General features: G+C 62.2%; 23 protein-coding genes, 1 tRNA gene and 1 pseudogene. 19 read left to right on the top strand and 6 right to left on the bottom strand.

Annotated elements, in window-relative coordinates; all coding sequences use genetic code 11:
- Positions 1-218: 218 nt before the first annotated feature.
- The 3 genes from ADAD_RS0114690 to ADAD_RS0114680 all read right to left on the bottom strand — a co-directional run bounded on the left by ADAD_RS0114690 (position 219) and on the right by ADAD_RS0114680 (position 2,738).
- A complete protein-coding gene (locus ADAD_RS0114690) occupies positions 219-944 on the bottom strand; it encodes a TorF family putative porin (protein ID WP_010415320.1) in 726 nt (241 codons plus the stop codon).
- 105 nt (positions 945-1,049) lie between these two features.
- On the bottom strand, positions 1,050-2,387 hold the full coding sequence (locus tag ADAD_RS0114685) for an ammonium transporter (protein ID WP_010415318.1): 1,338 nt from the start codon (positions 2,385-2,387) through the stop codon (positions 1,050-1,052).
- A gap of 12 nt (positions 2,388-2,399) precedes the next feature.
- A complete protein-coding gene (locus ADAD_RS0114680) occupies positions 2,400-2,738 on the bottom strand; it encodes a P-II family nitrogen regulator (protein ID WP_010415316.1) in 339 nt (112 codons plus the stop codon).
- A 55-nt stretch (positions 2,739-2,793) separates the two neighbouring features.
- Between ADAD_RS0114680 and ADAD_RS17265 the strand changes: the two genes are divergently transcribed.
- From ADAD_RS17265 to ADAD_RS16900, 12 genes are all read left to right on the top strand, one after another.
- The gene (locus ADAD_RS17265; RefSeq protein WP_237700843.1) at positions 2,794-3,234 is read left to right on the top strand and encodes a helix-turn-helix domain-containing protein; all 441 of its coding nucleotides are present in this window, start codon (positions 2,794-2,796) and stop codon (positions 3,232-3,234) included.
- Positions 3,231-4,043, top strand: coding sequence for a glutamate 5-kinase (gene proB, locus ADAD_RS0114670; protein ID WP_010415313.1), 813 nt, complete (start codon positions 3,231-3,233; stop codon positions 4,041-4,043). Before ADAD_RS17265 ends, proB begins: the two co-directional genes overlap by 4 nt.
- Before the next feature lie 371 nt (positions 4,044-4,414).
- Positions 4,415-6,091 carry a dihydroxy-acid dehydratase gene (ilvD, locus tag ADAD_RS0114660; RefSeq protein ID WP_010415309.1) on the top strand — a complete coding sequence of 559 codons (1,677 nt, stop codon included), beginning with the start codon at positions 4,415-4,417 and terminating at the stop codon, positions 6,089-6,091.
- Between the two features lie 13 nt (positions 6,092-6,104).
- Complete coding sequence (gene ilvC, locus ADAD_RS0114655; protein ID WP_010415307.1) at positions 6,105-7,136, top strand: ketol-acid reductoisomerase; 1,032 nt, start codon at positions 6,105-6,107, stop codon at positions 7,134-7,136.
- A 30-nt stretch (positions 7,137-7,166) separates the two neighbouring features.
- A complete protein-coding gene (gene ilvG / locus ADAD_RS0114650) occupies positions 7,167-8,876 on the top strand; it encodes an acetolactate synthase 2 catalytic subunit (RefSeq protein WP_010415305.1) in 1,710 nt (569 codons plus the stop codon).
- The gene (locus tag ADAD_RS0114645; protein WP_010415304.1) at positions 8,866-9,144 is read left to right on the top strand and encodes an ACT domain-containing protein; all 279 of its coding nucleotides are present in this window, start codon (positions 8,866-8,868) and stop codon (positions 9,142-9,144) included. Before ilvG ends, ADAD_RS0114645 begins: the two co-directional genes overlap by 11 nt.
- Positions 9,128-10,690, top strand: a complete 1,563-nt coding sequence (locus tag ADAD_RS0114640) for a 2-isopropylmalate synthase (protein ID WP_010415303.1) — start codon at positions 9,128-9,130, stop codon at positions 10,688-10,690. The genes ADAD_RS0114645 and ADAD_RS0114640 overlap by 17 nt, the downstream gene beginning before the upstream one ends.
- 11 nt (positions 10,691-10,701) lie before the next feature.
- Positions 10,702-12,120, top strand: coding sequence for a 3-isopropylmalate dehydratase large subunit (gene leuC, locus ADAD_RS0114635; RefSeq protein ID WP_010415302.1), 1,419 nt, complete (start codon positions 10,702-10,704; stop codon positions 12,118-12,120).
- Complete coding sequence (leuD, locus tag ADAD_RS0114630) at positions 12,110-12,691, top strand: 3-isopropylmalate dehydratase small subunit (RefSeq protein ID WP_010415301.1); 582 nt, start codon at positions 12,110-12,112, stop codon at positions 12,689-12,691. Before leuC ends, leuD begins: the two co-directional genes overlap by 11 nt.
- Positions 12,688-13,734 (top strand): 3-isopropylmalate dehydrogenase, encoded by a 1,047-nt coding sequence (gene leuB, locus ADAD_RS0114625; protein ID WP_010415300.1) that lies wholly within the window; start codon positions 12,688-12,690, stop codon positions 13,732-13,734. Before leuD ends, leuB begins: the two co-directional genes overlap by 4 nt.
- Before the next feature lie 87 nt (positions 13,735-13,821).
- A tRNA-Thr gene (locus tag ADAD_RS0114620) sits at positions 13,822-13,897 on the top strand.
- A gap of 205 nt (positions 13,898-14,102) precedes the next feature.
- Entirely contained in the window at positions 14,103-15,023 is a 921-nt protein-coding gene (locus tag ADAD_RS16900) for a hypothetical protein (RefSeq protein WP_139020486.1), read from the top strand.
- On the opposite strand, the gene ADAD_RS16785 is transcribed toward ADAD_RS16900, so the two are convergent.
- On the bottom strand, positions 15,020-17,008 hold the full coding sequence (locus ADAD_RS16785; RefSeq protein ID WP_083825638.1) for an N-6 DNA methylase: 1,989 nt from the start codon (positions 17,006-17,008) through the stop codon (positions 15,020-15,022). The genes ADAD_RS16900 and ADAD_RS16785 overlap by 4 nt on opposite strands.
- Before the next feature lie 153 nt (positions 17,009-17,161).
- Complete coding sequence (locus ADAD_RS0114610; protein ID WP_237700842.1) at positions 17,162-17,335, bottom strand: helix-turn-helix domain-containing protein; 174 nt, start codon at positions 17,333-17,335, stop codon at positions 17,162-17,164.
- Positions 17,336-17,474: 139 nt separating this feature from the next.
- Between ADAD_RS0114610 and ADAD_RS0114605 the strand changes: the two genes are divergently transcribed.
- The 4 genes from ADAD_RS0114605 to ADAD_RS0114590 all read left to right on the top strand — a co-directional run bounded on the left by ADAD_RS0114605 (position 17,475) and on the right by ADAD_RS0114590 (position 19,357).
- Entirely contained in the window at positions 17,475-18,206 is a 732-nt protein-coding gene (locus tag ADAD_RS0114605; protein ID WP_139020485.1) for a hypothetical protein, read from the top strand.
- A 71-nt stretch (positions 18,207-18,277) separates the two neighbouring features.
- A complete protein-coding gene (locus tag ADAD_RS0114600; protein WP_010415294.1) occupies positions 18,278-18,622 on the top strand; it encodes a hypothetical protein in 345 nt (114 codons plus the stop codon).
- 100 nt (positions 18,623-18,722) lie between these two features.
- A complete protein-coding gene (locus tag ADAD_RS0114595) occupies positions 18,723-19,091 on the top strand; it encodes a hypothetical protein (RefSeq protein ID WP_010415292.1) in 369 nt (122 codons plus the stop codon).
- A gap of 5 nt (positions 19,092-19,096) precedes the next feature.
- Complete coding sequence (locus ADAD_RS0114590; RefSeq protein WP_139020484.1) at positions 19,097-19,357, top strand: hypothetical protein; 261 nt, start codon at positions 19,097-19,099, stop codon at positions 19,355-19,357.
- A 241-nt stretch (positions 19,358-19,598) separates the two neighbouring features.
- Here ADAD_RS0114590 and ADAD_RS16895 read toward each other — a convergent pair whose 3' ends face one another.
- Positions 19,599-19,856, bottom strand: coding sequence for a hypothetical protein (locus ADAD_RS16895; RefSeq protein WP_139020483.1), 258 nt, complete (start codon positions 19,854-19,856; stop codon positions 19,599-19,601).
- Between the two features lie 392 nt (positions 19,857-20,248).
- Here ADAD_RS16895 and ADAD_RS17260 point away from each other — a divergent pair, with 392 nt between their 5' ends.
- The 3 genes and pseudogenes from ADAD_RS17260 (at position 20,249) to ADAD_RS0114570 (ending at position 22,601) form a co-directional block, all read left to right on the top strand.
- Entirely contained in the window at positions 20,249-20,749 is a 501-nt protein-coding gene (locus ADAD_RS17260) for a virulence-associated E family protein (RefSeq protein WP_237700841.1), read from the top strand.
- A pseudogene (locus ADAD_RS17370) lies at positions 20,683-21,233 on the top strand (VapE domain-containing protein). The gene ADAD_RS17260 and the pseudogene ADAD_RS17370 overlap by 67 nt, the downstream one beginning before the upstream one ends.
- Before the next feature lie 222 nt (positions 21,234-21,455).
- A complete protein-coding gene (locus ADAD_RS0114570) occupies positions 21,456-22,601 on the top strand; it encodes a site-specific integrase (protein WP_010415280.1) in 1,146 nt (381 codons plus the stop codon).
- Positions 22,602-22,831: the final 230 nt, after the last annotated feature.

Below are 22,831 nucleotides of genomic sequence, written 5' to 3'. Positions count from 1 at the left end.
CTCTGCCCCCTTGCTCTGGTTGCAAGGCGACACGCTTGTTTGCTGGGGCGGGGCGTAAAGCCAAGTCCGCCTTCAATTCAATGGCCGGGCGGGGATTTATGTCCCGCCCGGCATGCATTGCCGAGATCGGCGCCATGGGCGCTACCGCAAAGCGAACGGCCCGCCGACCAGGGGGACGACGGGCCGACCGACGGCTGAGTTGGTGCGCCGCCGATTCGCTAGAAGCTGGCGCCGATGCTGAAGACGACGCTAGCGTCCTGCCCGGCGACGTTGGGCAGATCGGTGTCGACATAGGCGACGCCGAAGGTGAGAATGTCGTAAGAGGCGGTGGCGCCCAGCGACCAGTCGAGGTAGCCGCCCGATCCGTAGTCGAGGCTGCCTTCCGAATAGCCGAGGTGGGCCGACAGGCTCACCGGCGTATCGGGGATGGCGGTGCCCAGATCGCCGTAGAAATAGACGTTGTCGTCACCCAGCGAATCCTGGTCCCAGGCATAGGCAACGCCAACCCCAGCTTCCACCGGGCCGAGCGTGGTGCCGATCGAGGCGTAAGGCTCGAAATATTCGGTGTCTACGCCGGGGGTGCTGTTGGGATAGGCGTAATACAGCAGGCCGATGTCGAACGAGACGCCCTCGGCGATGTCGGTGCCGAAACCGGCGTAGAGATCGAGTTCGGTGTGCCCGAACGGGCCGGCGCCCTCTTCGAGCGAGGATGCCCAGGTGCCCACGTAGAAGCCGCTTTCGTGGGCGATGTCGATGCCGCCCTGAACCGCAATATCCTCGTCCGAGAAGGATACGCCGCGGAAGCGGTAATCGCTGACCAGGGAGACGTTACCGCTGATTTCGATCGCGTCCGCTTCTTCCTCGTACTCGTCCTGCGCCAGCGCGGGGCTGGCAAGCAAAGTGGCGGACAGGACGGCCACCGGTGCAAGCTTGAAAAGGTTCATTTTCGTTCTCCTTATTATCAACCGGTCCCCCCCGGCTATTGGGTTGCCGGGGCCGCATCCCGCTTGTGTGCGGCGGGTATGCGGCCCGGCCGGTGCGAACGTCGATCAGTAGTTGTAGGCGCGTTCGCCGTGTTCGCTGAGGTCGAGGCCGTCGCGTTCCTTCTCTTCGGAGACGCGCCCGCCGGTCACCAGCTTGGCAATGATCCATGCGATCGCGGCGCCCACTGCGGCCCAGCCGATTGCGACGCCCACGCCCATTGCCTGGATGATGAACTGCGCGCCGGCGTCGTATTCCGCATCGCCCGGTCCGCCGAGGCCCGGCATCATGGTGAAGGCGGTGCCGAGCGAGCCGACGATGCCGCCGATGCCGTGGATGCCGAAGACGTCCGCGGTATCGTCCAGCCCCAGCTTGGGCTTGAGCATGGTGACGAACCAGAAGCACACCAGCGCGGCAGCCGCACCGATCAGGATCGCCCCGAACGGCCCGCTGTTACCTGCCGCCGGAGTGACCGCGACGAGGCCTGCAATGGCGCCCGAGCAGCCGCCCAGCAGCGAACCCTTGCGGCCCGAGATGGTCTCGCCCAGCATCCAGAACAGCACGCCCGCAGCCGTGGCGACGAAGGTGTTGAGCACCGCGAGCGAGGCCACGCCGTCCGCTTCGAGCTCCGACCCGCCGTTGAAGCCGAACCAGCCAACCCACAGCAGGCCGGTGCCGATCAGCGTCATGGTCAGCGAGTGCGGGGGCATCGGTTCCTTCGGGTAGCCCACGCGCTTGCCGAGGATCAGGCAGCCGACCAGCGCGGAAACGCCCGCGTTGATGTGGACCACGGTACCGCCCGCGAAGTCGAGTGCGCCCCATTCGAAGATCAGCCCGCCGGTCGCCCACACCATGTGCGCGATCGGGAAGTAGACGATCGTCAGCCAGATGGCGGTGAACACCATCATGGTCGAGAACTTGGCCCGCTCCATCGTCCCGCCGACGATCAGCGCGGCGGTGATCGCAGCGAAGGTCATCTGGAAGGCGATGAAGATGTATTCGGGGATCTCGACCCCGTCGGTGAAGGTCGCCGCGCCCGAATCCGAGGTGACCCCCTTCAGGAAGACCTTGCCGAAATCGGCGATGAAGGCGTTGCCGGTGTCGCCGAACGCCATCGAGTAGCCGTAGGTGACCCAGATGATCATGGCGAGGCACGCGACGCCGAGCACCTGGGTGAGGACGGAGGCCATGTTCTTCGTGCGGGCGAGGCCGCCGTAGAACAGCGCGAGGCCGGGCACGATCATCAGCATGACCAGCACGGTGGCAATGATCATGAAGGCGGTATCGCCCTTGGCGATGGTGGCGGCGGCTTCAACCGTTTCGGCGGGCGCCTGGAGCGCGAAAGCCGGCGTTGCAGCGCATGCTGCAAGGCCTGCGGCGGCAATGGATCTGATACTGAATTTCATTTCTGACCCCCCTCAGAGTGCGGTGTCGTCGGTTTCGCCGGTGCGGATGCGCAGCGCGGACGGAACGTCGAGCGTGAAGATCTTGCCGTCGCCGATCGAGTCGGTCTTGGCTGCGGCGGCGATGGCATCGACGGCCTTGGCCGCGACATCGTCGGCGACGACCGCCTCGAGCCGCACCTTGGGCACGAAGCTCGTGTCGTATTCGGCACCGCGATAGACTTCGGTGTGGCCTTTCTGGCGTCCGAATCCCTTGGCTTCGGTAACGGTCAGGCCCGTCACTCCCACGCCCGTGAGTGCCTGAACGACCTCATCGAGCTTGAAAGGTTTGATGATGGCTACGACTAGTTTCATATTCCCCCCTGGTAGAAAATTTCACGTGACAGCAGCCACTCCCTCCAATTCTTGCTTGAAGGGTCATGGATTTGTCATTTATGATGCATCGCACAATTACAACGAGCCGGTCAATCTTGTTTTGCAGCGCAGCATTTGGTGGGGGAAGGCTTTGAAAAACGGACCTTTAAAGGCCGCAATGAGCCAAAAAACGGGCGTGAAATATTCAACGGGCAACGAGTGTGACATTAAAGCTACTGCACCTGCGAGCCGCAGTTGCACAAAAGATGCAGACGCGGTCGACCCGATGCTCGCCTCGATGCAGCCCGCGGAACTCAAGCTGGCGATGGACGAACTGGGATATTCCACCCAGACTGCGCTCGCCCGGGCCATCGGGGTCGACCGTTCGACCGTGAGTCTCTGGCTGGATGGCCGCATCGGCGTTCCCCGGCCGATCGCGAAACTGGTGCGCCTGCTGATCCTTCATCACGGGCAGACGGAGCGAGAGAGCACTTGAGAAACCCCGAACCGACTGCCGCGCAATGGCTGGGCTCTGCCGGAAGGATCGTCGTCAAGATCGGCTCCTCGCTGCTGATCGACCCGGCGAACCGGACCCCGCGTGCGGGCTGGCTGGCCGGACTGGCGCGCGACCTGGTCGATCTGCGCGAAGCGGGCGCCACCGTCATCGTCGTGAGTTCGGGGGCCGTCGCGCTTGGCTGGCAGCGGCTCGGCATCCCGCGCTCCACGCAGCTGGACCGACGCCAGGCGGCGGCGGCGATCGGGCAGAGCCTGCTGATGAATGCATGGGCGGCTGCCTTTGCCGAACACGATGTCGCGGTCGCGCAGCTGCTGCTCACCCTGCAGGACAGCGTATCGCCCGAACGATCGGCCAATGCGCAGGCGACGCTGGCCGTATTGCTGGAAGCGGGCGCGGTGCCCGTGGTCAACGAGAACGACAGCGTCGCCACAGAGGAACTGAAGCTGGGCGACAACGACCGGCTGTCCGCCCGCGTCGCCGAACTGGCCGGGGCAGACCTGCTGCTGCTGCTGTCCGACGTGGACGGGCTCTATGATCGCGACCCGCGCGAGGCGGCTGCGCGGCATGTCGGGTACGTATCTTCGATCGACGAGGGGATCGTCGCAATGGCGGGGGGCACGCAGGCCGATGGCGTGGGCACGGGTGGCATGGCCACCAAGATCGCGGCGGCGCGCCATGCAGGAGCGCTGGGGTGCCGCACGATCATTGCCAGCGGGCGCGAGGACCACCCGATCCACCGGCTGGCGGAGGGCGCCCGCGCCACTTTGTTCGCCCCCGCAGACCCCTGAGATTCCGCCGGAATCCAGCAGGCTTGCGCTGGTCGGGACACAATCGGAGCGTAAAAATCGAAAATTCGGTAATATTTTTGCTTGCCCTTAAGTTCTGATGATATAAACGTCTCGCCACCGCAGCAATGGTGCTGCGCATGCGAGGAATCAGGAATGCAGGCCAAGGCCGCACCCCGGATTGCAAACGAAGCAGCGCCCTCCGCGCTGGCCTTTGTGCTGCTCCTTGTCCTTGTACTCGTACTTCTTATCGAGCGGGGAGGGGTGCCCATCGGCTGAGCCAAGCCAGACGGACCTCTCGAACCCCGCTCTCCGGTAAGGATAGCGGGGTTTTTTATTTGGACCGTCCAGGCATGCTCTGGGGACGAAACGACATGACGCAAACAGCTTCCAAACGCTCAGACGCGATCACCAAGGGCCCGGCCAAGGCGCCGGCGCGCGCCATGCTGCGTGGCGCGGGCTTTACGGACGAGCAGATGGCACAGCCCATGGTCGCGGTGGTCAACACATGGTCCACCGTGACACCGTGCAACATGCACCTCGCCGATCTGGCCGAGCCGATCCGGCAGGGCCTGCGCGAAAACGGTGCGACCCCGGTCGATTTCAACACCATCGTCGTTTCCGACGGGATCACGATGGGCGGCGAGGGCATGCGCGCCTCGCTGATGAGCCGTGAACTGATCGCCGATTCGATAGAGCTGGCGGTGCGCGGCCATTCTCTGGACGCGGCGGTCATACTGGTCGGCTGCGACAAGACCATCCCTGCCGCCGCAATGGCGCTGGCGCGGCTCGATATTCCCGGACTGGTCTTCTACGGCGGCACGATCATGCCCGGCCACATGGATGGGCGCGACCTGTCGATCCAGGATGTGTTCGAAGCCGTCGGCGCGCATGCCAAGGGTGACATGAGCGATGCGGAACTCGACAAGGTCGAGCGTGCCGCGTGTCCCGGCGCCGGCGCGTGCGGCGGCCAGTTCACCGCCAACACCATGGCCATGGCATTGGCGATGATGGGTATCTCCCCCATGGGATCGGGCGATCCGCCCGCGACCGATGCCGCCAAGCGTGTCGAAGCTGCGCGCTGCGGGCGGCTGGCCGCGAAGCTGGCGCACGAGGGCACCTCGGCACGCAGCTTCGTCACCCCGGCGTCGGTTCGCAATGCGGCCACCGCCGTGGTCGCCAGCGGCGGTTCGACCAATGCGGTGCTGCACCTGCCTGCGATCGCGGCCGAGGCGGGCTTCGCCTTCCCGATCGAGACCTTCGACGAGCTCTCGCGCACCGTGCCCGTCATTACCGACCTCAAGCCGGGCGGGCGCTTTCTGGCCCGCGATCTCTACGCGGCAGGCGGCGTGCCGCTGTTCGGCAAGCGGCTGGCCGATGCGGAGATGATCGCCGATACGCCGACCGTGACCGGGCGCAGCCTGTTCGCCGAACTGGCCGAGGCAGAGGAAACCGAAGGCCAGCAGGTCGTCAAAACCCCCGCCGATCCGGTCAAGGCGACCGGAGGCCTGAGCATTCTCTACGGCGATGTCGCGCCCGAAGGCGCGGTGCTCAAGACCGCCGGATATGGTTCGAAATCCTTCGAGGGCCCGGCCCGGGTGTTCGAAGGTGAAGAAGCCTGCTTCGCCGCCGTCAACGCCAACCGGATCAAGGCCGGAGACGTGGTTATCATCCGCTACGAAGGCCCCGCAGGCGGCCCGGGCATGCGCGAAATGCTGGCGGTTACCGCAGCGCTTGCCGGGCAGGGCCTCGCCGGAGAGGTCGCCCTGATCACGGACGGGCGCTTTTCCGGAGCCAGCCATGGTTTCGTGATCGGCCACTGCTCCCCGGAAGCAGCCGCTGGCGGCCCCATCGCACTGATCGAGGAAGGCGACATCGTCCGTATCGACACAGATGCACGCCGGATCGACGCCGATATCGACTGGGACGCGCGCCGCGCGGCGCATGTCCCGCGTGAACTCAACCGCATGGGCGGCGCGTTCGACAAGTACGCCCGCCTTGTCTCGTCCGCCGCTTACGGCGCCACCACCATTCCACCCGTTACCGAGTGAGGGAACTGAAATCATGCCGAAAACCATCAAAGTCTACACCGATGCCGATGCCAAGCCCGCGCTGGTCAAGGACCGTCCCGTTGCCGTGATCGGCTACGGCAGCCAGGGCCGTGCCCATGCGATGAACCTGAAGGAAAGCGGCTGCGAAGTGATCGTCGGCCTGCGCGACGGCTCGCCCACCGCGGCCAAGGCCCGCGCCGACGGATTGACCGTGATGCCGGTGGCCGAGGCCGCCAAGGCCGCATCGCTCGTCGCGCTGCTGACGCCGGACATGAGCCACGAGGCGATCTACGCCAGCGAGATCGCGCCCAACCTGGAACAGGGCGACGCGCTGCTCGTCGCGCATGGCTTCACCGTGCTGTACGAGCGCATCCAGCCCGCCGACGGGATCGACGTGATCCTGGTTGCGCCCAAGGGGCCGGGCGATCTGGTCCGCCGCGAATACGAACGCGGCGCGGGCGTGCCGTGCCTGTTCGCCGTGCGTCAGGACGCCACCGGCGAAGCGCGCGAGCGTGCGCTGGCCTATGCCAGCCTGATCGGCGGGACGACCGCCGGCGCGATCGAAACCAGCTTCCGCGAGGAAACCGAGACCGATCTGTTCGGCGAACAGGCCGTGCTGTGCGGCGGTGCGACCGAACTGGTCGCCGCCGGGTTCGAGACGCTGGTGGACGCGGGCTACCAGCCTGAAATCGCCTATTACGAGTGCCTGCACGAACTGAAGCTGATCGTCGATCTGCTGTACGAAGGCGGGTTCGAGAAGATGCACGAGTTCGTCTCCGAAACCGCGATCTACGGCGATCTCGTCTCCGGTCCGCGCGTCATCAACGACGAAACCCGTGCGCGGATGAAGGAGGTCCTGACCGACATTCAGGATGGCACCTTCGCCAAGAACTGGATTGCCGAGAACGAGGCCGGGAAGGCCGAATACGACAAGATGCAGGCCGCCGATCTGAGCCACCCCATCGAAGCGACCGGCAAGGAGCTGCGCGCGATGATGCCGTGGCTGGAAGCCGCCCGGAAGAAGAAGGAGCAGAAGGCTGCCTGATCGCAGGACACCTTTCTGAAAGCGAGAACCATGACCGCCATGACCACGCCCGCCCCCAGTCCCGAGATTGAGCCTGCCACCCGCACGGGTGCGCAACTCGTCGTCGATACGCTGGGCGCGCTCGGGGTAGAATGCGTGTTCGGTTATCCCGGCGGAGCGATCATGCCGGTTTACGATGCGCTTCCGCAGGGCAGTACGCGTCACATCCTCGTCCGGCACGAACAGGCCGCCGCCTTCGCCGCCGATGCCTATGGCCGGGCGACCGGCCGGGCGGGGGTGTGCCTGGCCACCTCCGGTCCGGGTGCGACCAACCTCATCACCGGGATTGCCAATGCCTATCTCGATTCGGTGCCGATGGTTGCGATCACCGGCCAGGTCGCGCAGCCGATGATGGGGACCGACGCTTTTCAGGAAACCGATATCTTCGGCATGACGATGCCGATCGTGAAGCATTCGATCATCATCCGCCGGCCCGAGGATATTCCCGCGATGCTGGCGGAGGCCTTCGCCATCGCCGAGGGCGGGCGGCCCGGCCCGGTGCTGGTCGATCTGCCCAAGGACGTGCAGCAGGCGCAATGCGATAATCCCGGCAAACGTCTTCCCAAAGCGGACGTGCTGCCTTCACCGTCGCAGGAGTCGATTGCCGAGGCCGAAAAGCTGATCGCCGCCTCGCAGCGCCCGCTGTTCTATCTTGGCGGCGGGATCGGGCGTTCCAACGCGAGCGAGATGGTACGCCGCATCGTCGATGAAAGCGGCATCCCGGCGGTTGCGACTTTGCAGGGCCTGGGCGTGCTGCCGCCCGAGCATCCCGCGATGCTGGGCATGCTGGGGATGCACGGCCACCGCGCGGCCAACATGGCGGTGCAGGAAAGCGATCTGCTGATCGTGGTCGGTGCGCGGTTCGACGACCGGGCGACCGGCAAGCTGGCCGAATTCGCGCCGCACGCCTCGGTCGTCCATATCGACGTCGACGCCGCCGAACTGGGCAAGCTGCGCTTTGCCCATGCGGCAGTGTGCGGCAACCTGAAGGCAAGCCTGGCGGCGATCGACTTCGCGCGGGGCGATATCCAGCCGTGGACCGACCGGATCATGGCGGACCGCACCGCCTACGCCCCGCGCTACGACGCGCCGGGCAATGGCATCTATGCGCCCGCGATGCTCAAGGCGCTGTCGGAACGCGTGGGTGACGATTTCGTCGCCGCGTGCGATGTCGGCCAGCACCAGATGTGGGTTGCGCAGCACTGCCGCTTCTCGCGCCCGCAGGCGCACCTCACCAGCGGCGGCCTCGGCGCGATGGGATATGGCCTGCCCGCCGCAATCGGCGCCAAGCTGGCCGAGCCGGAAAAGGAGGTCTTCGCAATCTGCGGCGACGGCGGGTTCCAGATGAACATCCAGGAACTGGCGACGCTGCGCCGCTACCAGATCCCGGTGAAGATCGTGCTGCTCGACAACGCGATGCTGGGCCTGGTGCGCCAGTGGCAGGAGCTGTTCTTTGCCGGCAATTATTCCGAGGTCGATCTGTCCGACAATCCCGATTTCGTCGAGGTCGCCAACGCCTTCGGAATCGAGGCTTTCGGCATCGAACGGCGCGAGGAAGTGGACGGGGCGATCGACCGGCTGATGGCCGCGCGCGGACCGATCCTCGCGCATGTCCGGATCGATCCGGAAGAAAACGTGTGGCCGCTGGTGCCACCGGGCAAATCCAATGCCGAAATGATGGAGAAGCGCAATGAAACTTGAACATATCCGCATCGAATTCCGCTGCGCGGAAGGCGCGCTTCGCCGGATCCTCGGCGTGATCGAGGCGCGCGCCTTCGCGGTCCGTTCCATGCAGATGGGCAGCGATGGCAACCGCGCCGTGATGACGCTGGCGCTGGAGCCGCTGGACGAGAGCCGCCGGGTCGACATCATGCTGCGCCAGGTGGAGCGGCTGTACGATGTCGAGACCACGATCCGCCTGAGCAATGCCCCCCCGGTCATGGAGGTAGCCAATGTCGCAACAGCCTGAGACCGGTGTGCGCAATATTGCGATCTTCGACACGTCCTTGCGCGATGGCGAGCAGGCGCCCGGCTTCTCCATGAACACGGCGCAGAAGCTCAAGCTCGCGCATGCGCTGACGAAGCTGAAGGTGGATGTGATGGAGGTCGGCTTCGCAGCCGCCTCCCCCGGGGATGCCGAGGCGATCCATACGATCGCCAGCGAGATCGGGTATCTGCACGACGCGCCCATGCTGTGCTCGCTCTCGCGCGCGACGGAGGGTGACATCGACGCCGCCGAGCGGGCGCTGGGGCCTGCGCGCCGCAGCCGGCTGCACCTGTTCTTCGGCACCAGCGACCTGCATCTGGCGGCCAAGCACAAGATGGAAAAGCCCGAAGCGCTCAAGACCATCGAACGGGCGCTGAAGATGGCGAGGGGCCGCTTCACCGAGATCGAGTTTTCGGCCGAGGATGCTTTGCGCACCGAACCCGCCTTCCTGAAGGAGGTTCTCGAATGTGCGGCGGCGGCAGGTGCGGACGTTCTCAACGTGCCCGACACGGTTGGCTACACTTCGCCCGAAGAAATCTACGCGCTGTTCGCGGACCTGACCGCCAATGTCGCGCGGCCCGACCATGTGATCTTCTCCACCCACAATCATGACGATCTGGGCATGGCGGTGGCGAACAGCCTCGCCGCGGTTCGCGGCGGCGCAGGCCAGGTCGAATGCACCATCAATGGGATCGGGGAGCGTGCGGGCAATTGCGCGCTGGAAGAAGTGGTCATGGCGCTGAACACCCGGCCCGATCACTATGCCGCCACCACCGGCGTGGAAACGCGCGAGATCTTCGCCGTCAGCCGTCTGCTGGGCGAGACGACCGGCAACGCGCCGCCGCGCAACAAGGCCATCGTGGGCCGCAACGCCTTCGCGCACGAGGCGGGCATTCACCAGCACGGCGTGCTGGCCGACCGGCGCACCTACGAGATCATGAAGCCCGAGGATATCGGGCTGCCGTCCAACGCGCTGGTGCTGGGCAAGCACTCGGGCAAGCACGCGCTGCGCGCGCGGCTGGAAGCGCTGGGTCACGAACTCGGCGCGAACCGGTTCGAACAGCTCTATGCCGACTTCAAGCGGCTGGCGGACACCAAGCGCGAAGTGACCGATAACGACCTGTGCGATCTGGTCGCGGAGGACGGTCGCGGGCATGCGTGGGAACTGGTGCGCGTGGAGATGCGCACCGGCACCAAGGCGCAGGAGCGCCCGACGGCGAAGGTCACGCTCGATCACCGGGCGCGCGGGCGGATCACCACCATCGGTCACGGCACCGGCCCGTTCGAGGCGCTGACCGATGCCTTCTGCGTCGCCGCCGAAGTGAAGGAAGGCATGCTCGAAAGCGTCGATGCCCATCAGCTTTCGCGCGAGATGGAAATCGGGGTGGGCCTGACGGTCGATGGGGTCGCCATTGCCGGGCGCAGCCAGCACACCGATGTGGTGATCGCCGCCGCCGAGGCGCTGCTCGCCGCGTTCAACAATCACGCGCGCATGGCCGACAGTTCGCGCCTTGCCGACGCAGCCTGAGAGCTGGAACAATGGCACGATCCCTGTTCGACAAGCTGTGGGACGCGCACGTCGTCGTCCCCGAAAGCGAGGATAGCCCTGCGATCCTCTTCATCGACCTGCACCTGATCCACGAGGTTACCTCGCCACAGGCCTTCGCGGTGCTGGAGGAGCGCGGATTGCCCGTGCGGCGTCCGGACCTGACGCAGGCGACGCTCGATCACTCGACGCCGACCTTGCCGCCAGGCCCCGACGGGCGCCTGCCCTACGCGACCGAGGACGCGGAAAAACAGGTCCACCAGCTGGAGGCGAACTGCGCGAAGCATGGCATAGACCTGCTCGGCCTGGATGATCCGCGCCGCGGCATCGTCCATGTTGTCGGCCCCGAACTGGCGCTGACGCAGCCGGGCAAGACGATCGTGTGCGGCGACAGCCATACCTCCACCCACGGCGCATTCGGCGCGCTGGCCTTCGGGATCGGCACGACCGAGGTGGGGCACGTGCTGGCCACGCAATGCATCCTGCAGCGCAAGCCGAAATCGATGCGCATCACCTTCGAGGGCGAGCTTTCGCCGGGAGTGGGTGCGAAGGACATGGCGCTCGCCATGATCGCGCAGATCGGCGCCGATGGCGGGCAGGGCTACGCAGTGGAATTTGCCGGACCCGCAGTCGAAGCGCTGTCGATGGAAGCGCGCATGACGCTGTGCAACATGGCGATTGAGGCGGGCGCGCGCGTGGGCATGGTCGCCCCGGACGACACGACTTTTGCCTACCTCGAAGGGCGCGAGCGCGCGCCTCAGGGCGAAGCCTGGGATGCGGCCGTCGCGCGCTGGCGCGAACTTCCCTCCGATCGGGACGCGCAGTTCGACAGCGAAGTGAGGGTGGATGCCGCCGCGATCCGTCCGATGATAACCTTCGGCGTATCGCCCGATGCGGCGGCGCCGGTAACGGGCAACGCGCCCCGGCCCGCGAACGATTCCGAACGCGAGGCTGCGGAGTACATGCGCTTTGCCGCCGACCGGCCCTTTGCCGAGGCGAAGGTCGACCGCGTCTTCATCGGCAGCTGTACCAATTCGCGCATGGCGGACCTGCGCGAAGCGGCCGAGGTGATGCGCGGGCGCAAGGTGGCGGACGGCGTTATCGCGCTGATCGTGCCCGGCTCGGAAGCGATTCGCCAGCAGGCCGAGGCCGAGGGGCTGCACACGGTGTTCGCCGAAGCCGGGGCCGAATGGCGCATGCCGGGCTGTTCGATGTGCATTGCGATGAACGGCGATCAGGGCGCGCCCGGGGAACTGGTCGTCTCGACTTCGAACCGCAATTTCGTCGGCCGGCAGGGCAAGGGCGTGCGCACGGTGCTGGCCGGCCCCGCCACCGCTGCCGCCAGCGCAATCGCCGGGCATATCGCCGACCCTTCCCAATATCTCGGCACGGAGGCGCGCGATGCAGCCTGAGCCTTTCAACCGACTGGAAGCGCGCACGCTGGTCGTGCGCCAGAGCAATATCGATACCGACCAGATCATTCCGGCACGCTTCCTCACCACGACCACGCGCGAAGGGCTGGGCAAGAGTGCCTTTTACGACTGGCGCTACACCGAAGACGACCAGCCGAAGAACGCCTCTCCCTTCCCGGTTGCGGGGGCGGGCGACCGGCAGGTGCTGGTGGCTGGCGCCAATTTCGGCTGCGGCTCCTCGCGCGAACATGCGCCCTGGGCGCTGCTCGACTATGGTTTTCGTGCGGTCATCAGTTCGGACATCGCGGACATCTTCAAAAGCAACGCGCTCAAGAACGGCCTGCTGCCGGTCGAGGTGGATCAGCGGACCCATGCGGCCTTGCTGGAGCGTCCGGGCATCCGGATCGTGATCGATCTCGAAAGCTGCACGCTCGAGACCGAGGACGATATCCGCGCGCAGTTCACCGTTGAGCCATTCGCGCGCCGCTGCCTGCTCGACGGGGTCGACCCGCTCGGCCATATCGTCGCGCACGAGGAAGCCATCGCCGCTTACGAGGCTGCCGCGGCATGACCCACACAATCGTACTGCTCCCCGGCGACGGTATCGGCCCCGAAGTCGCGCAGGCCGCGCGCGCCGTGCTCGAAAAAGCTGGCGCCGCGCATGGCCTTCCGCTGGAGTTCTCCAGCCACGATATCGGCGGCTGCGCGATCGATGCGCATGGCGATCCCTTTCCCGACGCCACGGCCGAGGCCTGCGTGGAGGCGGACGCGGTGTTCCTCGGCGCGGTAGGCGGGCCGAAGTGGGACGCGGGCGGGCCGCGCCCCGAAGCGGGCCTGCTTGCGCTGCGCAGGGCGCTTGGCGCGTTCGCCAACCTGCGCCCGATCACGCTGTTTCCCGGGCTTGAGCATCTCTCGCCGCTGAAGGCCGAACGCGCGTCGGGTACGGACATGCTGATCGTGCGCGAACTCACCGGCGGTATCTATTTCGGCGACAAGGTGGAAGGTGACGAAAACGCCTCCGACCTCTGCAGCTATTCGCGCCAGGAAGTGGAGCGGATCGCGCGCATCGCCTTCGATGCCGCAAGGGGCCGCTCGCGCCGGGTCACGTCGGTCGACAAGGCCAACGTGCTCGCCACCAGCCGCCTGTGGCGCAACACGGTGATCGCGCTGCGCGACGCCGACTATCCGGACATCGAGCTCCACCATGTGCTGGTTGATGCGATGGCCATGAAGCTGATCGAACGGCCCGCCGCCTTCGACGTCGTCCTGACCGAAAACATGTTCGGTGACATTTTGAGCGACGAGGCATCGGTGATCGCGGGCTCCATCGGCCTCGCGCCCTCGGCCTCGCTCTCGCAGACCCATGGCGGCCTGTACGAACCGATCCACGGATCCGCGCCGGATATCGCGGGGCAGGGCAAGGCCAACCCGGTGGGCGCAATGCTCAGCGCGGCGATGCTGCTGCGCCACGCCCTGGGCCAGGAAGATGCTGCCGTCACGATAGAAGGCGCCATCGCGGCCTGCCTGTCCGACGGAATCGGCACTGGGGATATTGGCGGATCGGCAAGCACGCACGAGGTCATAAGCGCAGTGTGCGAAAGGATCGCCGCCTAGCGTGAGAGGCCCGGTCCGGCCCGCCGCCGCATTTTGGCATTGCGAGGCGCGGACGTGACGATTAAGGGGCGTCCTTCCACGCGAAATGCCGCTTTAGCTCAGTTGGTAGAGCACATCATTCGTAATGATGGGGTCACGTGTTCGAGTCACGTAAGCGGCACCACCTCCCTCAGCTTATCCGCGCGCCGTTGTAAGGCGAGAGGCCGTTCGGCTGGGTGCGCCTATGGGAAGCGAGTGGGTGGGCTCTGGGAGAACGCGTTCGCTTAACAGATCGCGGCTGAGGATCGGGAAGCGAAGCAAAGCGGGTACTGTGCCATTGACAGCCGCTCCTTTCGCTGATTGCCATACGCTCTTTCAGAGGGGGGCTTATGGCGACAGAGCAAGAGCAGGACATTTTGGCCGAACTGACGCGCCGATACGAGGGCGCGACTTTGGAATCGATGGCTGCTGTTCTCTGTCCACTGCTTGTGCCGATCGCGAGCTTAGACAAGACCGTTTTTCGTAACGATGGTGAAAATCATTGGCGGGCAAGCTTTACAATTAAGGTGACCCCAGAAAATCGTGCGGTGGTTGTGCGTGGGCGAACAGGTAAGTTCGTTCCGGGTTCGGCCGCCGGAGCAAATTGGCGCGAAATCGCGAAAGGTCGAATTTGCGATGTAGACCACGACAATGAGATCGCGCATGGCGAAATATATGTTGGGACGAAGAAGGTCGATCTTGAGGCTGCTCTTCAACAACTTTCATTGTCAGACCTATGGGAAGTCGATCAATACGGAGCATCTGCTAAGGTATTGAGTGCGCTGTCAGAGTATTATCTCTACAGACATGGTGTCGACAGGGGGTATACGGTAACGCGCATGCCGGAAGATATGGCTAGGCATTTAGGATCATATGCAAATTTCGATTTTGTCTTCGAGAAAGATGGGGTTTCGAAACGCGTCGAGTCCAAATCACTTTGGGGGACCGATGTGAGGCGGGCGCGCCTTATCCATAGTACAACCACCGCCCCTAAGGGGGATCCTGCGAACTGGAGTGTCGCGCAAAAGAAGAATTATTATCCCACGAGCAGCTGCAAGTTCGAAACCCAAGACTTTTTTGCGGTTGGCCTATTTCTCAGGACAGGAAGGATAGGGGACATAGCTTTTGCTAGGTCTGTGCCGGAAGACGTCGAGCAGCATGGTTTGCCTCGCTCACGAAAATATCCGGAACACGTCAATCAGAACCCCTTGTGCGAACCTGGCGATGGCGTCTGGTTCGCCAGCATCGACGAGGTTTGGGATCTTGCTTAGCTCATTTCCAGGGCAAGCCTTGCGACTTCTAGGGCCTCAAGCGTCCGACCGTAGGAAATAAGTTTTTGCACCCTTCTCTCATCGACAAAAGGAACGGAAATTTTGTCGACCGCCGCCGCGTCGAATGCAGGGTAGGCTACACCAGAAGCTATTCCATTTAATTGAGAGGTTACGATCTCGCTTCTTAGCATAGATGCTAAGACGTATGGTGAAATCGACTTCGGCCGAATTACCGCAAAGCCCGTCGAGCATATCGCGCCGTCGAGGTGTGCCGGGACGACGCCCACGGTTCGTCTTTCCGGCCTAACTGTCGAAAGCAGAACGTCACCAGCCTTCACCTTTCTTCGAGCGCGAGATGGTGCGCCTGCTGTCGGGGTCTCTGTGGCTGACACCCTGAGCAGATCACCCGCGACACCAGAAATCTCAATATAAAAGAAAGTCTGGGCATCGAGTACTTTCGGATTCACCTTCTCGTTCACCAAATCCGCGAGCTCGCAAAGCGGGGTGAGCTCCTGCGCGTACGCATCCTGATCGTGACGAGGAAGTGACGATATCCAATATGGTGCATCCCAGCGCTCCCCGTCGCGAGGGAGTTGTGTTTCGATAATCCCCGCAAATGCATTATCAGTCCCGCGAAGTGCCGAGATTAGTGAAGGAAAATCTGACTGGAGTGAAGGTACTCGTCGTCTGACTGAGCCGCGATTCACCACCTTGAAACCGACATTGCTGACAGTGGCTAAGAATGTCTTTTGTGCCGTCCGCGTCGGCGAAGACTTCTGCAATATAACTATAGAGGTTTTTGTCGTGGTTCCGGACGCTGCAAAAGTCATTGCGGGTAAGGAAATGACAGCGAGAATGTCCGCACCGTTTGCCAAATCCCTTCGGGCGTTTGAGAAAGCTCCTCGGTTAGTGAGGACGCTATCGGGAAGGATTACAGCGCAAACGCCTTCTGGCTTTAGCCACTCAAGATAACGGGGCAAGTAAGCTAATTCGGAGGGGACTTTTTTCGATCCATGTGATCCCTTGGAATGCTCTGCTCCAAAAGGTGGGTTGGTGAGTATGAGATCGACGAATCCAGGATTGAGGAAGTCAGCATCAAGATCGGCATTGAGCGAATTGCCTAGCCGGATGCACTTCGGATCAAGGTCGCTCGCAACGGCTGATATGGCGGCCAATCGCGCCATTCGCTCATTCGTGTCTACGCCGCAAATAGTTAGCTTTCGGTCACTTATAAGGTCGGAGCACTTAGTAAGGAATGTTCCCGTCCCGCAGCTAGGATCGAGAACCTTGACCGTTTTCTGGTGCTTGGGGAGAAAGAGCGCCGCCGCTTGCACCATAAAATCCACAACCTCTATGGGGGTCATGTATTGTGCAAATTCTTTTTCTTCGTGAAAAGAAGAGGAAAGAAAGCCAACAAAGAGTTCGTGCCAAAGGTGGTCGCTCGTCCCGGTGGTGCGGCTAGCGATCTCATTTAATACAGGCTTCAAAATGTCTAATAACGAGAACGTAAAGCTTATTTCATCTCTGAAAAACGACAATGTAGAATTGAGGCTATTGCTCACATGTTCGGAAAATGTTTTTTTGATGACCGAGGGCAAGTAGGTTAATGCAAATTGGAAGTTGTGGCGATCTATTATTTTTTGGGGGTGGGATGTGAATTTCCGGGCGTGGAGAATTTGGAATAATATCAGAGCCGAGATTTGATCGATAGCGTCATTTCGGGAAGACGTAACGCCTCGACTATGCATAACCTCTCGCACGGCCGGTAGCGCATCAATCAGTTGCTTTGCCTCGCTTGCTGGGGTCCTGGCGTTCAACTCTCCAAGTACTTCAAGTAGTTTCGCGCGGTGCGTCTCGGTGGGAACGGCGCTCCGTGCAACCCAACGATCTAGAGAAGATATCGAAACGCCGATGCGAGCAGCAATCGCCTCCCTTTGATGGGGTGCGGACTTCAGCGCTAAGGCGAGCATGTCTATGGGTGTCATTCGGCCTCACTTTCGGCGACCGTATATGCGCGTCATCTGCGCAACACAAGGGTGTAGAGTGAGAAATGCCCGAGGTCGATTTGAAGCGTCGTTTCTTCAGCTTCAGAGGATCATCGATCTTACGTGAAATCGGGCATCTTATATAGGATGCCGTCAGTCGAGTAGGTCGCCAAGCTTGCACCCAAGCGCCTTCGCGATCCGCTCGATGACCGTGACCGTGGGGTTCTTCACCCTGCGCTCGATGCCGCTCACATAGGTTCGATCCAGCCCAGCCTCACCGGCCAAGGCCTCTTGCGACCAGCCGCGCTCTTTCCTGAGCTTCTTCATGTTCTCGGCTAGGCGGCAGCGGACATCCATCCACCAGACTGAACCGAGATGTGGTCCATAAAACTACGGACTATGAATCTCATTTTTGCTTGCGTTTGCCGCGAGAGCGGCGAAGCTTTGCCCAATCAGGGAGGAACAATTGACTGAATCAACATCCGACAAACCATCGCTCCTGCGACGTGGTTGGGGCGTCCTTCAATGGATCGTCGCGGTTCCGCTCGTGCTGTTTGCCATGCTGATGGCGTTGACAAACGGAGAGCACCTCGCGTCTCCTGATGCGCCTGTCACCACCTTTTACATTGCAGCCGCCTGTCTCGCCCTCGCTGGCCTGATCATCTCGCCGCCGATTTTCTTTCGACTGCCAAAGTCCGGAAAGCTGCTAGCCTATTTCGCCGCTATTGGCGCATTTTTCTTCCTGGGTGCGATGCTCGGGCAGGTGCAGGAGGCATACTACAAAACACCAGCCGGTCAGGTCGCCAAGGCTGAGCTTGAGGCCGAAGCTGCACGCCAAGTCGAACTTGATGCAGAGGTGGCGAATCGTCAGCGACAAGCTGACGAACGGGAAGCGGATGCTCAGCGGCAGCGCGAGGTAGATGCCGAGATGGCGGATACGGAAGCCAAGCTGAGAAGGTGCCTGGCAATGTTCGGCGGAGGCGTGCCCGAGCTCAAGGACCGGGTGAAGGAGAGTTTGCACAATCCGGACTCGTTTGAGCATGTGGAGACGAGCTTCCTGGGCGTCACCGGTACCAACACCTTCATGACGTTCCGCGCCGAGAATGGCTTCGGCGCAACCCGCACGGGGCGCGTCAGCGCAAGGGTCGATCCTGACAGCTGCGAGGTCAAATCGATGGGCGACCTGTCCAGCCTCTAACCCCATCACCACCACCGTAACTCGGGCCCTCGGAAGCGATTCCGGGGGCCTTTTCCATTGGAGCAACAACAATGCTAATTCTCACAAGCGGGGAAGCGATAGGCCATGCCCAGAAAGCGTGCGCCAACATCCCTTCGAACATCCTCGATCGCTACGCGGCAATGATTGAGACGGAGCCGATCGCATGGCTTTTTATCATCCAACCCGGCGACAGCGCCTCAGACCTAGCGACTGTTCGGCAGCGACCGTTCGAGTGCTGGGAATTCATTGAGCGCAGTGAGGGGTGGTTCGAGATCGTGTTTATCATCAGCGATCTCGGAGAGGGCCATGTGGTCCTAGTCCCTGACCAAGCCGAAATTGATGCCACCTTGCTTACCGTCTGTCGCAAAAATGCCGAGCAACCCAAGGGGAAGTAGCACTTCGACCTACCGCGACCAGACCTAGGCTCTCAGCCAACCCACACCACGCAGCCTGCTCAATCCGAGCGGGCTTTTTTTATGCCGAAAGGAAATCACAATGCATGACCTGCCTGACATGGACGCCTTGCGCTCCATCCTCGACCACCCGATCGATCCTACCCCGAAGACCCTGCTCCGCGATCGTCTCGACGATTCGCTGCACTGTGGTCTGCATGATTTGACGCACGTGCTGGTCATTGAAGCTGGCGACACGGAAGAAGCGGTGATCGACGCAATCGGGTTCAGCCCGATGCGATCGCGAATAGATGACCTGCCAAACATGCCGGATTGGGACTGGATTGAAGCCCACGCCGGTTGGTGGGAGCTTATCCTAACGGTAGGAAATCAGGGATTCGCCTACATTCTAATGGTGGAGGACGCAGACGGCTCACCCTTCGCTAAGCTATGCCGCGAGCATGCCACGTGAGGTTGGTGGGCTATATCATCCTGGCCAGCTTGGGGCTCGCGCTGCTCCGGCTGGCCATTGCCTTGGCGCTGATCCTTCTAGCCAGCGTGGCAATCTTGCTGGCGATCAAGCGACCGCGCGACTTTCTCTGTCTTTCAGCGACGGTCGCTACCGTTCTGATCTTCGGGACCCAGCCGCTATTGGCGTTCATGGTGGTCGGTTGCGTGGCGCTATTGAGTACAGTCTGTCGCCATAGGGGATTGCGAATCAACACGGGGCAGGGGTAAGAGACGCCTCGCAAGTTCGCATATCGTGCGCCGACAACGACCGGATCAAGCCGCCGTTGTTCAGTACCTCCACGGCGTATTCCATTCGAACGGCAGTTGGTCCGATCCTCTGTGATCGGGTCGCCAGAGAAGAACCAATCCTCGGTGGTGAGTCACCCAGGCACCGGTTCAGCCAATCTGCAACTCTGGGCTCGCGCTTGGCGCGGGTGACACGCTGTCGTCGTGCCTCGTCAGGGCCCGATCAAATGGAAACGATATGACTCACACAGACCACACCACCTCCGCGTCCGAGCCACTCTTCGCGTTCGGCGAGCGGCTTCTCGCCGACCACCAAGACCTCGAAGTCCGGCTCCAGCTGGCGAAACGGCCAGGCCTGGTCAGCTTGATGGCAGCTTGCATGAAAGGGGACTGGAACACCGAGGAAGCGATCATCGCGAAGGTCGGCCAATTTGGGGGACCATACTACGACCGTGAGGTGCCACTCCTGCTCGAAATCCATCGATCACCGCTCGCGCGGCCCCAGCTGTGGGTTCGCGACGAGGTTGGTCGCTATCAGCTCACGGAGATGGCACGTGGCTGAGGCTTTCGAGAAGCCGCTTGGTGCCGAGGGGGAGCCATCCCCCTCGGCACTCGACATAAGCGAAGAAACCCAATCGGACGCAAACCGGATCAAGCGAGCGGAATGGCCCGATAGGCCCCCTTCGTCAAAGGCGATGGTGCCGGGTACGCTTGCCAATTTCGAATACCTCGCGCGGAAGCACGACGTTAGGTTCAAGTTCAATCGCGTGAAAAAGCGGGTTGATATCGAGATACCGGGGGATCCGCACGGAAGCGAAGAACCGGGACGACATTCTGCTTACCCGGCTGGAGAGCCTTGCCATCCAGCATCAAATGCCACCCACCAAGGTTCGTAACTACATCACCGTCCTCGGGGATGAAGTCACCTACGACCCGTTCGCGGACTGGATCGACGGTAAGCCGTGGGACGGCACGTCTCGCGTTTGCGAGATTTGCGCGACGATCCTTCCAGAAGATGATTACCCCGCCCAGATGCGCGACATTCTGGTGCGTAAGTGGCTCCTGTCGATCGTAGCGGCATCATACCTGAACCGGGGATTCCGCGCCCGCGGAGTTCTTACCCTCCAAGGGGGGCAGGGGATTGGAAAGACCTCGTGGTTCGCAAGTCTCGTTACGCCTTCAGAGCTACGAGAGGATGCTGTCAAACTGGGCTTCAACTGGGATGGAGGTCAGAAGGATGCCCGCTTGATGGCGCTCAGGCATCGTATCGTCGAGCTAGGCGACTCGAAGGCTCGTTCCGGAAGGAAATTGCGAGCCTCAAGGCATTCATCACCGAGACGACCGACAAGATCCGTCCACCCTACGCTCGCGTAGAATCCGAGTACCCACGTTCGACCATTTTCGGTGCGTCGGTCAATGATCGGCAGTTCCTGTTGGATACCACCGGAACAGTCGGTTCTGGACCATTGCGGTCAAGGAAATCGACTATCAGCACGATATCGACATGCAGCAGGTTTTCGCCGAGCTGAAGGTCGCGTTCGAGCAAAAAGAACAGTGGTGGCTCGACGATGCCGAGGAAGCCGCGTTGAGCAAAATCAACGAGCAGCATCGGGTGGTCGGCGCGATTGAGGCGAAGATAGAAGCCGCTCTCGATGTCGACCTGATTGGAAGCGAATGTGACCCTGCGCAGGTTGTTGGGCGAGCCCTCGAAAAATCGCGGTTTGTACCAGTGGTACGTCCCTTGGCGAGCCAAGTTCGACGCGGGCACCTGGGTCGAGGCCCGCGAGGACAAGTTCGACTAACTCGCAAAATCTGCCTCCCCCTCCCCCCACCACGTGCCTTTCGAGGAAAACCCTAAGGCAATGACGGGGTGGGGAGGGGGCAGCACTTTTCGCACCATCACCGACGTTGCGGCTCCGCAGCCAAAACCACGAGCCGCCCCTCGACCCAAAAAACCATGCAGAGGCGGCGAGAGAGCCGCGCTGGCGAGCGATCGGGCAGTCGATGGGGCCTGCCCCTGCCACCGCTCCTGCCGCGCTCCTCGTGCCTCCGCTATCTCACTTTCACGAAGGAAATTCTCATGCCTAAGGTTCAACTATCCGCAGAGTTCTGCGCCGAAGCTCATTGCCCCTACCACAAGACGAAGGTCGATTACTATGATACCGTAACAACGGGCTTCCTGCTTGAATGCCGCGCCAGTGGCGGGAAAACATACGCTCTGCGTTACATCGATCCCAATGGACGGCAGCGGCAGGTCAAGATCGGTCGCTGGGAAGACATCACGTTTGCAGCCGCCCAGAAGGCTGCAAAGAAGTTACGCGCTGAAGTGGTCATGGCGGGAAACCCAGCCGAGACTAAGGCGAAGAAGCGCAAGGTGCCGACTTATGCAGATCTGGCGCAGAAACACATTGACCACGCCCGGACCTATCTCAAACGCCCGGAGAACACCGAGGCGGTGATCAATACACACCTGTTGCCGCGATGGGGCGACATGCGGCTGGACGAGATCAAATCAGCCGACATCTCGAAGTGGCTCGCGGAAAAACGGCAGGAACTGGCTCCCGCAACCGTAGAAAAGCTGCGCATGATGCTTGGCCGCTCGTATGAGTTGGCGAGGCAGTGGGAAATTCCCGGTGCCGAACCGAACCCGGTTCGAAACGTCGAACGGTTCAAGTTCGACAATGCACGCGAACGGTATCTGAGCAAGGAGGAAGCTCAACGGCCGCTTACGGCATGCAAGGGTTCGAGTAATCCGCAGCTTTGGGCGATCGTCAGCCTCCTGCTGTACACGGGTGCTCGCAAGACCGAGCTCCTCACTGCCAGGTGGGAGCATATAGATCTTGTGGCGCGCTCCTGGCTGATCCCGGATAGCAAGACCGGCAAGGCGCGACGGGTGCCTCTCTCGAGACCAGCCGTGGTCATCATCGAGGGTTTGATGAAGATACCGGGTTGTCCGTGGCTCGTGCCAAACCCGGAAACGCTCAAGCCATACAACTCGATCAAGCGAGCCTGGGCCACGGCAAGAAAGGAAGCTCGCCTTCCGGGGCTGCGTATACATGATTTACGCCACTCAGCAGCATCGTTCATGGCGAACGCCAAGGTTGATCTCCTGACGATCGGCAAGGTGCTCGGGCACGCGGACTACCAGTCTACAATGCGATATAGCCACCTCGCCAATGCAACGCTGATGAATGCGGTCGAAGCGGCGGCGGAACAACTGGCCTGATCACAGAGTGCCCAAATAGCCCCTCGCGCCCTGACCTGTGCGAGGGGCCATCTTTAATTTTTTTTTGCGGAGCGGCTGGTCAGTCCGGGTAGGGTGGAACGGATAATGCGGTTTATGTGAAGCCGTGTCACTAGAAAGGCGCTGCCTTTGGCAAGCGCACAGATTTCACGGCGCATCTGCGCCTAAATCCCCTCAGTTCAATTTTTTGGGTTGCCCAAATCCTATTCAGA

The sequence above is a fragment of the Citromicrobium sp. JLT1363 genome (assembly GCF_000186705.1).
GTDB lineage: Bacteria > Pseudomonadota > Alphaproteobacteria > Sphingomonadales > Sphingomonadaceae > Alteriqipengyuania.
Note: the sequence above shows the minus strand (reverse complement) of the source record. Positions and strands in the feature narration are given on the sequence as shown.